This window comes from Alteripontixanthobacter muriae, from assembly GCF_013336795.1.
Classification (GTDB): domain Bacteria; phylum Pseudomonadota; class Alphaproteobacteria; order Sphingomonadales; family Sphingomonadaceae; genus Pseudopontixanthobacter; species Pseudopontixanthobacter muriae.
In genome coordinates, this window is the sequence record NZ_JAAFZT010000050.1 from 146,139 (window position 1) to 160,402 (window position 14,264).

9 protein-coding genes are annotated in these 14,264 nt (G+C 63.9%); 7 read left to right on the top strand and 2 right to left on the bottom strand.

Annotated elements, in window-relative coordinates; all coding sequences use genetic code 11:
• Positions 1–51: 51 nt before the first annotated feature.
• The 5 genes from G7A66_RS13640 (at position 52) to G7A66_RS13660 (ending at position 11,039) form a co-directional block, all read left to right on the top strand.
• Positions 52–2,430, top strand: a complete 2,379-nt coding sequence (locus G7A66_RS13640) for an autotransporter assembly complex protein TamA (RefSeq protein WP_174296212.1) — start codon at positions 52–54, stop codon at positions 2,428–2,430.
• On the top strand, positions 2,430–6,719 hold the full coding sequence (locus G7A66_RS13645; protein WP_174296213.1) for a translocation/assembly module TamB domain-containing protein: 4,290 nt from the start codon (positions 2,430–2,432) through the stop codon (positions 6,717–6,719). Before G7A66_RS13640 ends, G7A66_RS13645 begins: the two co-directional genes overlap by 1 nt.
• A complete protein-coding gene (locus G7A66_RS13650; protein WP_174296214.1) occupies positions 6,719–6,952 on the top strand; it encodes a hypothetical protein in 234 nt (77 codons plus the stop codon). The genes G7A66_RS13645 and G7A66_RS13650 overlap by 1 nt, the downstream gene beginning before the upstream one ends.
• Before the next feature lie 84 nt (positions 6,953–7,036).
• Positions 7,037–7,555 (top strand): flavin reductase family protein, encoded by a 519-nt coding sequence (locus tag G7A66_RS13655; RefSeq protein WP_232366917.1) that lies wholly within the window; start codon positions 7,037–7,039, stop codon positions 7,553–7,555.
• Positions 7,556–7,640: 85 nt separating this feature from the next.
• Positions 7,641–11,039 (top strand): amidohydrolase family protein, encoded by a 3,399-nt coding sequence (locus G7A66_RS13660; protein ID WP_174296216.1) that lies wholly within the window; start codon positions 7,641–7,643, stop codon positions 11,037–11,039.
• Here the strand turns inward: G7A66_RS13660 and G7A66_RS13665 are convergent.
• A complete protein-coding gene (locus G7A66_RS13665; RefSeq protein WP_174296217.1) occupies positions 11,024–11,845 on the bottom strand; it encodes a sterol desaturase family protein in 822 nt (273 codons plus the stop codon). The two genes, G7A66_RS13660 and G7A66_RS13665, sit on opposite strands and share 16 nt — an antisense overlap.
• Before the next feature lie 56 nt (positions 11,846–11,901).
• On the opposite strand from G7A66_RS13665, the gene G7A66_RS13670 reads away from it, so the two are divergent.
• Positions 11,902–12,477, top strand: a complete 576-nt coding sequence (locus G7A66_RS13670; RefSeq protein ID WP_206675229.1) for a TIGR04282 family arsenosugar biosynthesis glycosyltransferase — start codon at positions 11,902–11,904, stop codon at positions 12,475–12,477.
• The gene (locus G7A66_RS13675) at positions 12,474–13,211 is read left to right on the top strand and encodes a glycosyltransferase (protein ID WP_174296218.1); all 738 of its coding nucleotides are present in this window, start codon (positions 12,474–12,476) and stop codon (positions 13,209–13,211) included. Before G7A66_RS13670 ends, G7A66_RS13675 begins: the two co-directional genes overlap by 4 nt.
• Here G7A66_RS13675 and G7A66_RS13680 read toward each other — a convergent pair.
• A complete protein-coding gene (locus G7A66_RS13680) occupies positions 13,193–14,221 on the bottom strand; it encodes an SDR family oxidoreductase (protein WP_174296219.1) in 1,029 nt (342 codons plus the stop codon). The genes G7A66_RS13675 and G7A66_RS13680 overlap by 19 nt on opposite strands.
• Positions 14,222–14,264 lie beyond the last annotated feature (43 nt).

Consider the following 14,264-nt stretch of genomic DNA (forward strand, 5'->3'; position numbering starts at 1 on the left):
TGGATGGCGTGTCTCCGGTTGCCTTCGGGGTCTGGAGTTTTCGCGGTCGTAATGGGTTTCGCTCTCACACGCTATGGTCTTCTGGCAGGTGCTGCCTGGGCGGCGCTGGGCTGCGCGGGGCAAGCTCTGGCGCAGGAAGGACCCATGGCAGAGCAGCAGCCGATCCCTGCGGACAGGGCCGGGCAGAGCGACGTGCTGGCAGACATACCGATGCCGCCGCCCCCGCCGGAGGACGCGGCATTGCCGTCGATCCCGCCCATCATCGAAATGGATGAATTCCGCGAAGCGATCCCTGACCTGGATGTCGACAACGACCCAGAACTCGATCGGCCGCTCGAATCCATTGCCGAATTCGAACGCCGCATGGCTGTCGAAGCTGGGGAAGACGACGCCGAGGCGCTGGCGGACATCAATCCTGGCGCTGAAATTGCGCTGCCGCCACTCGATGTCGAAGACGGGGCGGAAGTTCCGCTTGGCGACCCGGCGCTTGCAGATGGCGATCCGGTCGAAGAAATCGGCGACGCGCCTATTCGCGACGCCGAGCTTGCTGCGCCTTTGCCGCCGCTGGGCGAATTTCAGGTCGAGCCTGTCGAATTTGCCGATGCCGAGGACGGGAGCGACGTTCTCGAAGTGGATTACGCCGTTGCGATCAACGGTCTGGAGGAAGCGGACGAGGCGACGGAAGCCGACCTTCGCGGCACCTTCGCGAACCTTTCCGCGCTTGAGAATGACGATGGCGACGCGGCCAATATCGCGCAGATTGCCGCGCGTCTTGCCGAGGACAGCGTCCTTATCAAGCGTTTGCTGGCCGCAGAAGGCTGGTTTTCCGCAGAGGTCGAGACCCGCGTCGACCGTTCGGAGGCAGCCGATGGTCAGCCGCTGACCGCAGTGCTCGACGTGATGCCGGGCGAGCGCTACGAATTTGCCGAGATCAATATCGACGCGCCGCCGGTTGTGCCCGAAGGGCTGATCGCCGACAATCTGCCGCTCGAGGTGGGCAGTCCCATCATCGCCCAACGGGTTCAGGCCGCCGAGGCAAATGTTGCAGTGACCCTGCCGCAGCAGGGTTATCCTTTTGCCGAGGTCGGGCAGCGCGACATTCTGCTCGACCCGGAAACCGGCGACGGCGTCTATACCTTGCCTGTCGATCCGGGTGTTAGGGCACGGTTCGGCGGCTTCAGCACGTCGGGCGACATGGCTTTCGGTGCGGAGCATCTGCGGACCCTGTCCCGCTTCGAGCGGGGCGAGCTCTACGACAGTCGCATGGTCGACGATCTGCGCCAGGCCCTGGTGGCGACCGGCCTCTTCAACACCGTGGCAGTGACACCGGAACGCACGGGCGAAACCGCAGAAGACGGCACTGAACTGGTCACGATTGCGGTGGAACAGAACGCCGGACCCGCGCGGACGCTGGCCGCAGGTGCAGGTTATGGCACCGGGCAGGGCGTGCGGCTTGAAGCCAGCTGGACCCATCGCAACCTGTTTCCGCCAGAAGGTGCGTTGATCGTCAACGGCGTGGCCGGCACGCAGGAACAGGGCGCGGGCGTGATCTTCCGCCGGTCCAACGCGGGGCGGCGCGACCGGACCTTTTCTGCCGCTGCCGAGGCGCTGCATACGAATTACGAGGCCTATGAGGCGTTCACCGCCCGGCTTGCGACCCGCGTCGCCTATGATTCCACGCCGATCTGGCAGAAGCCGTTTACCTATGCCTATGGCGCGCAATTGCTTGCGACGAATGAGGACGACTTCAATCCTGAGACGGGCCTGCGCGAAAGGCGGACCTTCTTTATCGGCGGATTGCAGGGGCAGGTGGGCTTCGACACGACCGAAAGCCTGCTCAACCCGGTCGAAGGTTTCCGCGTCACGGCGCTGGTCGAACCGGAAGGATCGCTGCAGGACGGCTTTACGCCCTATGTGCGTGCGCGGCTGGACGCTTCAGCCTATTATCCCGTCGGCGACAGCTTCGTTATTGCAGGGCGCGTGGCGCTCGGCACCATTCAGGGCATCGACCGCTTCGACCTTGCACCGTCACGCCGGTTTTATGGCGGCGGGGGCGGTTCGGTGCGGGGCTTCGGCTATCAGAACCTCGGCCCGAAATCGCTTGAGCCGAACCCCGATTTCGATCCCGACGATCCAGAGAACGAGGAAGACCCCTTCATCACTCGTCCGATCGGCGGACGCAGCCTGAACGAAGCGGCGATCGAGGTGCGGTACCGCTTTGGCGACTTCGGGATCGTCGGCTTTGTCGATGCCGGGCAGGTCTATGAAAGCACCACGCCCGATTTCTCCAACCTGCGCTTCGGCGCTGGCATCGGCGGGCGGTTCTACACCAATTTCGGACCCTTGCGCCTCGATATCGCTACTCCGCTGGGCCGGCAGGAGGGTGAAAGCCTGATCGCTGTCTACGTCTCGATCGGTCAGGCCTTCTGATGGCGGTGGATGACGACGATGTGACCGGGCCCGGGCTTGGCCACGCCGTGCAGGACGAAGGCACCTACATTGATGCCGAAGAGCATGAGGTGCAGCAGCGACCCAGTTGGGGGCGGCGGATTGCCGTCCGGATCTCGAAAATTCTCGTCTTCATCATCCTCGGCATCGTCGCTCTGCTCGCGCTTGTCTATTTCGGGCTGAACAGCGGCCCGGGCAAGCGGTTCATCGCCAACCAGATCGCGGGTTACGAATTCGAGAACGGCATGCAGATCGAGATCGACCGTATCGGCGGGTCGATCTACGGCGAGATGATATTGGAAGGCTTGGCCGTTCGCGATCCCGAAGGCACTTTCCTGACCTCGCCGGAAGTGGTGGTGGACTGGCGGCCTTTCGCCTTCATCAACGATCATGTCGACATCCGTTCGGCAACGGCAGAGCGGATGACCTTGCTGCGGCTGCCGGAATTCTACGAAGTTCCTGAAACGGACGATCCGCTTCTGCCCGATCTCGACATTGACATCGATCGCCTCGCGATCGGACGTTTCATCGTCGAACCCGTGGTTACAGGCGAACGGCGTGTCGCCAGCCTGGCAGGTGAGGTTCACATTGCCGACCGCCGGGCGCAGGTCGTCCTGAACGGAGCGACCATTGCAGGCGAAGGACGCGCTGGTGGCGACGAAATCCGCCTGGTTCTGGATGCCGTGCCGGAAGAGAACCGCCTGGCCCTGGACCTTGCACTGGATGCACCCGCAGACGGTGTGCTGGCAGCGCTCGCCGGGCTGGATCAGAGCATTGCGGTAAACGTGAAAGGACGCGGCGACTGGGCCGCGTGGAATGGGCAGCTCGACGCCGATCTCGGCGGCGAGAGCTTCGCCGATCTCGCGATCATCGCCCGTGACGGTACTTTCACGTTGCGCGGCCCCACGCGCGTCGCGCGGCTGCTGGAAGGGCAAGCCGCCGCTCTGCTTGGGCCCGTGACAGCCGTCGATGTGACCTTCACGCCCGAAGAGCGGCGGGTCGAACTGGCTGGCAGCATCAGCAGCGACGCTTTCCGCCTTAACGCGAATGGCGGCATCGATCTTTCGGACAACAGCTTCGATGCAATGCGCATCGGCTTCGTTCTTCTGCGGCCCTCGGTTCTGGCGGAGGATCTGCGCGGCAGCGGGCTTCGCGGCAATCTGGTGCTGGACGGCGCCTTCACCGCGCCCGAAGTGGCCTATACCATCAATGCAAATCGTATCCTGTTCAATGACATCGGGCTGCAGAACTTGCGGGCGACGGGGCAGGCCAGGGTCGACCCCGACCGGATTTTCATTCCGGTGGATGCGCGCATCGAACGGATAACCGGGCTGGACAGCGTTGCCGGCGGGACGCTGACCAACGTTCGCCTGAATGGCGACATCGCGATCGAGGGCACGCGCCTTCTTTCCGATAATCTGCGCATCCGATCCGACCGGATCGATGCCGGGCTGATCCTGCTCGCGGACTTCTCGACCGGCCTGTACACCGCCGCTATCGACGGGCGGATTGACAATTACCGCGTCGACGGAGTCGGCATTTTCGACATCAGCACCGATGTCGACCTGCGGACCGAGGCGCAGGGCTTTGCGCTTGCTGGCCGCGTCAACGTACGTTCGCGTCTGATCGAAAATGAAGGCGTGCGCGATTTCCTCGGCGGGAACGCGGTTGCCGGGGCGGACATACGCTACGCCCCCGACGGCACGATCTATTTTGACAATCTGGAACTGCAATCACCGCTTGTACGGGTGACGAGCGGCAGCGGATCGTACACGCAGGACGGGCGGATCGTTCTGGATGCAAGGGCCGTGACGGAGCAATATGGCGAAGTCGGAGTCAGGGTGCGGGGCACGATTGCCGATCCCGATGCGACGATTACCGCCGCCAATCCGGACTTCGGGCTGGGTTTGTCGAACCTCAACGCGAACATCACGCGGTCCGGCAGCGGCTATCGGCTGAACGCCACCGCCAATACGGATTACGGACCGCTGACCGCCGACGTTATCGTCAACGCTGGCGATGTGCTGACGCTCGACATCAACAGCGCCAATCTCGGCGGCATCGAATTTGCCGGATCGGTCCGGCAAACGCCTGCAGGCCCGTTCGCCGGGCGGCTTACCGCCAGCGGGCGCGGCATCGAAGGCGTGGTGCGGCTCGACAGTGAAGGGCAGTATCAGGCTGCCATCCTCAACCTGCGCGCGCGCGATGCCAGCCTGCCCGGCCCGGCGCAGCTCACCATCGGCACGGCAATCATCGACGCACGGGTGGTCCTGTACGACCAGCCCTATGTCGTGGCCGATGTTCAACTCGCCGACACTCGTTTCGGCGAGATCGTCATCGACGCCGCCCGCGCCATCGTCGATTACCGCGACGGTCGCGGTGACGCGAAGCTGCTGGCGCGCGGCACCAGCGGCGTGCCTTTCCGCATCGCCGCCAATGCCGATTTGCGGCCCGATCTGTGGCGAGCGGCAATTGAAGGGCGTGTGCGCGGCATCGAATTCGAAACGGTCAACCCTGCGCGCATCGTGCCCGGTGATGGCGAGTACCGGCTGCTTCCCACGCGCGTCGATTTCGGCAGCGGCAATCTGCGCCTTGCAGGTACATATGGCGACGGGATCAAGGTGCAGAGCCGTCTCGACTCGCTCGACCTCGACATCATCAATGCCTTCGTTCCGGGCCTTGGACTCGATGGAACCGCCACAGGCAGTCTCGATTTTGCCTTGTCAGGCACCGGCGCTTTTCCAAGGGCCGATGCGAGACTGTCGATAGACGACTTCACCCGCACCACGGCGGTTTCCGTCAGCCAGCCCGTCGACATCAATTTCGTCGGCAAACTGCTGGCCGATGGCGGCGAGGCGCGGGCCGTCATTCGCCGCCGCGGCAGCGTGATCGGCAGAATGGTCGCCACGCTCAGCCCATTGCCGCCCGGCGCCGGTTCATGGAGCGAACGCCTGCTGCAAGCGCCGCTCGGCGGTGGCATCCGCTATAACGGGCCGGCCGACACGCTGTTCTCGCTGGCTGGCCAGCCCGACCAGCGCCTGTCTGGGCCGATCGGCATTGCGGCCGATTTCGGCTGCCGCGTCTCCGACCCGTGCCTACAGGGAATCATCCGGGCGAACAGCCTGACCTATGAGAACCTGGCGTACGGCACACGCCTGACGGATATGAACCTCAGCGCGCGCTTCAACGGCGATCGCCTGGAGATTGAGCGTCTGGCTGCCGAGGCGGGCGACGGGACCGTGCAGGCGACGGGCTTCATCAGCCTCGCTTCGGACAGCGGCTACCCCATGGATATCCGCATCGCACTGGACGACGCCCGCCTGGCGCGCAGCGATGCCTTGTACACCGCCGCGACAGGCACCCTGCGCCTGACCAAGGCACCGGGCCGCGATGCCTTGCTTGCAGGCGAGCTTCTGCTGCCCGAAACGCGTTATGAGATCATACGCGAAGGCGCGGCCGAAATCCCCGAACTCACCGGCGTCCGGTTCAAGCCGCCACGCGGACCGCAGCGCATTAGCGAAAGCGAACCGGAAGAGAGCCTGCCCGGCCTGTTTGAACAATTGCGCCTCGACATCGATCTGGTCGCACCGGAAGAACTGTACGTGTCCGGCATGGGCCTGGAATCCGAATGGAGCGCGGATCTGAATATCGCCGGGTCGAGCGCGGCACCGGTCATGTCGGGCGAGGTGGAACTGATCCGCGGTACGCTCGGCTTTGCCGGACGCTCTTTCGACCTGACATCAGGCCGCCTTGCATTCACCGGTGGGCGCGAGATCAACCCGACGATCAACATCGTGGCGACCGAGGACATCGAGGACGTGACGGTCAACGTGGTCGTGACGGGCCGGGCGCAGAACCCGCAGATCGAGTTCACCAGCACACCCGGCCTGCCGCAAGACGAGATCATTTCGCGCATTCTGTTCGGCAGTTCGGTTGGCAATCTGTCCACCATTCAGGCGGTACAGCTTGCCGCTTCGCTCAATTCGCTTCGCGGATCGGGCGGCGGGCTGAACCCGCTCGGCAAGCTGCGATCGGCCACGGGTGTCGACCGGCTCCGCATCCTCGGCGCGGATGAAACCAGCGGACGCGGCACCGCGCTCGCTGCGGGCAAATATCTGACGGACGATATCTATGTCGAGCTGATTACCGATGCGCGCGGCTTCACCGCGACGCAGCTGGAAATCGCGATCACGCCCTTCCTGTCGATCCTGACCCAGGCCGGTGGATCGGGCGGCACGGACGTCAATGTGCGCTACCGCCGGAATTATTGATGCGCGCTGCGGCACTCTTGATTTTCGCCCTGCTTGCCGCTTGCGATCAGGAAGAGGACTTCGACACCCGCTTCGAACGGACCAAGGCTGACCTGGAATATCGCTCGGAGATCCTCGAGCGGGATTTGGCGACGCGCAGGGCGGCGGGGCAGGGCGAGCAGGCGGCTCCGACCGCGAACCCGTCCGCCGATCCTTCCATCGCCGGAGCAGCGGCGGCACCTGCGCCCGAATAGCGCTTGCATGTCCCGGGGGCAGGGCCGACACTGACACATCCAGGCATTGACCATCAGGCGCGGCCTGCGCCATTGAGAGCCGTGATGACATCCGGCCCGCCAGCAACCCCTCCTGTGGTCCCTTCCGACGGCCCCACTGACCTCGGCGCGAATTTTCGTGCGGCCATGCGGCGGCTGGCCAGCGCCGTCGGGGTGCTGACTGTGCGCGGACCGGACGGGCCGATCGGCATGGCGGCGACCTCGATAACATCGCTCACCATGGACCCGCCCGCTTTGCTGGTCTGCGTCAACCGCAAGGCTGCGCTACATGCCTGCATGGAGAAGGACGCGCTGTTCTGCGTCAATTTGCTGTCGCGCCATCAGAGCGCCATATCGGCGGCATTCGGCGGCGGTGTCGCGCATGAGGATCGCTTCAGGCAAGGCAGATGGCACAGCGAAGCCGACGGCCTGCCGCGGCTGGAAGATGCACAGGCGATCATGATCTGCCGCATCGAGAAGATCGTGCCTTACGGAACGCACTCCATCGTCATCGGCGCGGTGGATGAAGCGCAGGTCAGCGGAGCCATCGCCCCGCTGATCTATCAGGATGGCACCTACCTCTGAGCCAGTGTCAGGAAGGCACCTAAGGCCAATGGACGGGGCGTGTCTGCCGCTCTAGACATTCCCCAAACAGTCTTGGGGAATTTGCATGAAGAACCGTCCGTCTACTCTTCGCCTGTCGGTGATCGCAGGCTTGCTGCTGGGGTCCAGCAGCTTCGTCCACACTGCCGCGGCCCAGCAGGCGCAGCCTGTGCAGCCCCCGGTGGAAGCGACTGAAGCGCCCGAGGATGAGGCACGTTCGCCTGAAATCCAGCCCGAGGCATTGCCCGATTTGCAGACCGGCGTTCGCATCGAGCCCGCCGCAACGACACGGACCGGGACAGCTACGACTGGCCAAACTGCGGATGACGACAAGTGGGACGTGAACAATCCTCGCGGCGCCACCATCCGCCAGGTGCCAATCCGCACGGACGAGGCCAGCTGGATGGACGTCGATGTCAGCCCGGACGGGCGGACGCTCGCCTTCAGCGTGCTCGGCGACATTTACACCATGCCGATTTCGGGCGGCACGCCGCGCCGGATCGCGGAAGGGCTCGCCTGGGAGGTGCAGCCGCGTTTCTCTCCCGACGGGCAACGCATCGCCTTCACATCCGACCGGGGCGGCGGCGACAACATCTGGATCATGAACACTGACGGCGGCGATGCGCGGCAGGTGACCAAGGAAGATTTCCGCTTGCTCAACCAGCCAAGCTGGAGCCCCGACGGGCGCTTCATCGCGGCGAAGAAGCATTTCACGACGGGTCGGTCGCTCGGGACCGGGGAGATCTGGCTCTATCATGTCAGCGGCGGCGGCGGGGTGCAATTGGTTGAGCGGCCCAACGAACAGCATCAGAAGGAATTGGGCGAACCGATCTATGCCGCCGACGGCAGCGCCATATATTACACGCGCAACAACACCTCCGGCCCGATCTTCGAATATGCGCAGGATTCCACCCAAGGCATCTTCCAGATCGACCGTTATGACCTAGTCAGCGGCGAGATCACGACTGCGGTTTCCGGGTATGGCGGCGCGGTCAGGCCAACGCCTTCGCCCGACGGCCGGCAGATCGCCTTCGTCCGGCGCGAGGAAGGCCAGTCAAAGCTGTTCGTGAAGGATTTGCAAACCGGTGCCGAGCGGATGATTTACGGCGACCTGGACCAGGACGTGCAGGAAACCTGGGCCGTCACCGGCGTCTATCCGAACATGGACTGGACGCCCGATGGCCGTTCTCTGGTCTTCTGGGCCGGCGGCAAGCTGCGGCGGATTGACGCGGATGGCGGAAACGCGGCCCTCATCCCCTTCGTCATCGACGACACGCGCGGCGTGGCCGATGCCCCGCACCCCACCATTCAGGTGGGCGAAGACAGCTTCACCACCAGAATTCCGAAGTTCGCCAGCGTGTCGCCCGATGGCGGGCGGGTCGTCTTCGAGACACTGGGCAAGCTTTACGTCAAGCCCATGGCAGGTGGCGAGGCGCGGCGCCTGACCAGCGGCCGCAGCAATGACGATACTCTTGAACTGTTCCCAAGCTGGAGCCGAGACGGCAATCGTATCGTCTTCACTCGCTGGACAGACGAGGGGCTTGACCAGATCGTCACCGTCGATGCAAGGGGCGGAGCAGAGCGCGTCGTCACCACTCAGCCGGGCCATTACGGCCTGCCCCGCTTTTCACCCGACGGCCGGACAATTGTGTTCGAGAAACGCGCAGGCGGTTATCTGACCGCTCCCGAATATTCCGAAGACCCCGGCGTCTACCGTGTTGCGGCCAGCGGCGGGACGCCAGAACTGGTGGCGCGCGGGCTGGGTTCCCCGCAATACGGCGCGCAGAACGACCGCATTTTCATGCTGGGCAGCGAAGACGGGAAGCTGCAGCTTGTCTCGTCAGACCTGAACGGCGAAGCGCGGCGGGTTCATGCGCAAGGCGAATTGATCAACGATTTCAAGGTTTCGCCCGACGGGCGTTTCCTCGCCTTCCGGCAAAATTACGAAGTCTTCGCCATGCCCCTGATGCCGGGTGGACAAGCCGTTTCCGTCGGCGCGTCAGGCGGTCCGCTGCCGGTAACGAAGGCCAGCGAAGGCGGGGCGGAATATATCGGCTGGTCGCAGGACGGCGCGCGCCTGCACTGGAGCATGGGTCCGCAGCTGTTCACCGTGGCAACCGACAGTCTCTTTCCGAATGCTCCTGCAGATGAAAATGCACCGTCCTTCACCCCGCCCATGAGTGGTCTTTCGCTGGCCATGACACGACAGGCCGACCGGCATCAGGGCAGCGTTGCGCTGGTCGGCGGGCGCATCCTGACCATGGCGGAAAATGGCGCGAACGGCGGCGTGATCGAGGATGGCGTGATCCTGATTGAAGGCGATCGGATTGCCGCGATCGGGCCGCGCGGGCAAGTGTCGGTGCCGTCCGGAGTGCGGCAGGTCGATGTCAGCGGGCGCACGATCATGCCCGGCCTGGTCGATGCCCATGCGCATGGGCCGCAAGGCGTGGACGATCTGGTGCCGCAGCAGAACTGGGCGCTGGTGCAGAACCTCGCGCTCGGAACCACCACGATGCACGACCCCTCGTCATCCTCCAGCCAGATCTTTGCAGCGTCAGAACGGCAGAAGGCGGGCATGTTGCTCAGCCCCCGCATCTATTCCACCGGCGAAATCATCTACGGAGCCAAGGCACCGGGCGTTTATGCGCAGATCGACGATTATGACGATGCGCTCGCCCATGTTCGCCGGATCAAGGCGCAGGGCGGGGTTTCGGTGAAGAACTACAACCAGCCCCGGCGAGAACAGCGCCAGATGGTCGCCCGCGCCGCCGCGGAAGAGAACATGCTGGTGGTGGCGGAAGGCGGGTCGCTGTTCGGCATGGACATGAACCTTGTCGCCGACGGCAATTCGACGCTGGAGCATAACATCCCGCTCGACACATTCTACGAAGATGTCGTGCAGATGTTCGGACAGAGCCAGACCAACTATACGCCGACGCTGGTCGTCACCTATGGCGGACTTGCGGGCGATCCCTATTGGCGGCAGGCGACCGACGTGTGGGAAAACCCGCTGATGGTGCACACGCCCCCGCAGCAATTGCTTGCCCAAACCAGCCGGCGAGTGAAGGCACCGGAATGGGCTTTCGTCGATGACGACAATGCGCGCGAGGCGAAGAAGCTGGCGGATGCCGGTGTGCTCGTTTCCATCGGCGCGCACGGCCAGCAGCCCGGCATTGCGGCGCATTGGGAGCTGTGGAGCTTCGTGCGCGGCGGCATGACTCCGGTCGAAGCCTTGCGTGCGGGTACGATCGTGCCTGCCAGGTCGCTGGGCATGGCGGAGGATATCGGCAGTCTTGAGGTCGGGAAGCTTGCCGATCTGCTGGTGCTGACCGCCGACCCCAGCGAGGACATCCGCAACAGCGACGATATTGCTCAGGTTATGCTAGGCGGGCGGCTATACGACGCGCAGACCATGAACGAGGTGGAAACCGGAGACGCACGGCGGCTGCCCTATTGGTGGGAGTAAACGCCGCTGCTGCCTGATTGCCGCGCCGGCTGCGTCCTGAAGGGCGCTTCCAGCGCGGCGTTCAGGGCGATGTCTTGTTCCGCCTCTGCATCGTCTACGCCGATGCAAATGGCGGTTTGAGGGGGCGTATCGCGAAACGTACCGTGCAAATGGTCCCAAATGGCGATGCCGCTGGACCAGTTGCTGTCCATCTCCGACCGGCGCTGGCTGTGGTGAATGCCGTGCATGCGCGGCGTCGTCAGGAATGTGGCCAGGCGGCGATCCAACCCGTTCGGCAGGCGCAGGTTGGAATGGTGAAACAGGATGGATCCGAAGAAGAAGGCGCGCCAGATCGCCAGTTCACGCGGAGATACGCCGCTCACCCGCACCTGCATCATCCGCCAAGGCAGCGACGCAAGCATGTCGATGAAGTGGAACCGAATGGCGGTCGACATGTCCATATCCGCATCCACATGATGAACCCGGTGGAACCGCCACAGGAAAGGCACCTTGTGGGTGGCGACATGCCAGAGATAGAAACCGTAATCCATGGCCAGAAACCCCGCCAGAGCGCCAGCAATCCCGGGTATGCCCCCTTGCAAGCCTCGCGACTTCCGCTGATTGCGCTGAGCTATCGCATCGGTCAGCGGCGTTTCATAGGCGGCGATCATCGCCTGACACAACGCCCCCATGGCAACGTTCCGCGCCACGCGCGGCGCGGGTGCGCGCGTCTGCCTGCGCAGGGGGCGCATCCGTTCCGCGAGGAACAATCCGCCCACAGCCGCCGCGCCGATCAGGCCGAGCGCCAGTTTACCTCTCACACTCATGTCCTTTCGGAAATGGGCGCTTGCACCGCTTGCGTCGACCCCTCAACGCAGAAATCATGCAGCCGCATTTAGCCCTTTTCGCCCGCTATCCCGAACCGGGCCAATGCAAGACGCGCCTCATACCCGCGCTCGGGCAACGCGGTGCCGCAGATATGCACCGGAAGCTGGTTGAACGGACGTTGGCAGTCATGCGCGCCAGTGGATTGCCTTTCACTGTCTGGATTACCGGAGCCGCTGCGGAAGCATTTCGCCAATGGCTCGGGCCGGATGTGGATTTGCAGGAGCAAGGCCCGGGCGATCTGGGTGACCGGCTGGCGCGAGTCCCGGCACCCATGATCCTGATAGGCGCGGATATCCCGGACCTCACCGCCGACCACCTGCGCAGCGCTGTGACGGCGCTGCAAGAAGCGCCCTTCGTCATGGGTCCGGCCGAGGATGGAGGGTATTATCTGCTCGGTTGCGCTCAGGCGGCACCTTTCCTGTTCACTGCCATCGCCTGGGGCGGCGATACGGTCGCCGCCGAGACGCGACATCGTATTGCGGCCAGGGGTATGGATTGCGTTAAACTAGAGCCACTTGCAGATCTCGACCGGCCTGAAGATCTGCACCGCTGGCCCGGACTGCTGGCATGAGCGATCCGGGCAGCCGCACCAGCATCGTCATCCCCATGCTGGACGAAGCGGTCGCCCTGCCGCGCCTCGTCCGTGTTCTCGGCACCCTCCATCCCCGGCCTGTCGAAATCATCGCCGTAGATGGCGGCAGCACCGATGCGAGCCGCGACATCGCGCAGGTAGCGGGCTGGACCGTTCTATGCGCGCCCCAAGGCCGAGCGATCCAGATCAACGCCGGTGTCGAAGCGGCCCGTGGGCCCTATGTCTGCGTGCTGCATGCCGACACGATCCCGCCGGACGATTTCGTGGCAGTCATTGAAAGCAGTCTTGCAGACCGAAGCGTCGCCCTGGCGGGCTTCACGCCGATCATCGCCGGACCCGATCGTACCCGCTGGGGCACTACATTCCACAATTGGCTGAAGACCTGGTACGCGCCTCTGCTGGTGCGGCCGCATCTCTTCCTGCGCGGCGTCCGCCTGCTGTTCGGCGATCACGCAATGTTCTTCCGGAGAGAGGATTACCTTGCGGTCGGCGGCTGCGACCCAGGTACGCCGGTGATGGAGGAGGCGGATCTCTGCATAAAGATGGCGGAGCGCGGGCGCGTCAGGCTGGTGGGACGAGCGGTTCACACGTCGGACCGCCGCATCGCCGCGTGGGGCCCGGTGAAAGCGAACTGGATCTATTTCAAGATCGGGATTCTCTGGGCCTTCGGCGCAAGATCGCGGCTTGCCGATCACTATCCCGACATTCGGTAAGCTTCCGCAGGCAGAAAACCCTGCTGGATGCAATAGTCGATCAGGCGGATGAGGTAATCATAACCGGTTTCCGGACAGGCGAGGCCGGTCACCGCGCGGAACTGCCGGTCGTCGAAATGCGGGTTGCGCTGGAAATAGGTGCTGTAGGCGTCCGCAATTCGGACGTAAGCCCGTCGTTCGCGCGGCGGCAGCACGGCCGGGTCAAAATCTGCGGCGGGTACCAAATGCGGCATATCGAAATGTGCGTAGCTGCCGATGGCGCGCGCGAATTCGCTGACCGGAATGGGCGAACCGGACGTCAGGTGAAAGGTTCCACCTTCCGCGATGTGCATGTTTTCTGCCAAAGCAACCAGCCCTGCGGCAACATGGTCGATCGGTACGAAGTCCAGTGTCGCGCCTTCGGAGACAGGCATAGTTTTCACGATGCCCTTCGCAATCATGCGGAATGCCCCGTAGATCGCATCGAAATTACGGATTTCACCCGTCGCGCTGTCACCCAGAACGATGGCCGGACGGGCGATCGCAAACGGCACACCGCTTGTGCGAACGGCCGTTTCGGCAGCGGCCTTGCTCGCCTCGTAATTATTGGCAAACTGGGTGCCGGGCTGGACGGCCTGTTCCCGGATCTGGCCATCGCGGGTGCCGCATACATAGGCCGTGCTGACATGCAGGCAGGCTGCGCCCGCCGCTTCTGCGAACTCCAGCGCATGTTTTGTGCCGCCGACATTGATGCGCTGCAATTCTTCCTCTGGCGCATCGAAGTGCAGCGACGCGGCGCAATGGACCACGAGGTCGAGATCGGCGGGAAGGTGTCCGGTTTGCAGCCCCAATCCTTTCTGCGTGACGTCGCCGTGCAATACCCGTGCGACCGCGACAGCCTTGCCGTCATTCGCCCGGACCTCCGGATTGCGATGCACCAGTGCCGTGACCTGATGGCCATTCGCAATCAGACGGGCGCAAAGCTCTCCCCCGATCAGTCCGGCAGCGCCGGTTACAAAAATTTTCAGCAAGCTCGTGCCCCTCTCGATGTCCGGCAGGAGATCAGCCGGCAGC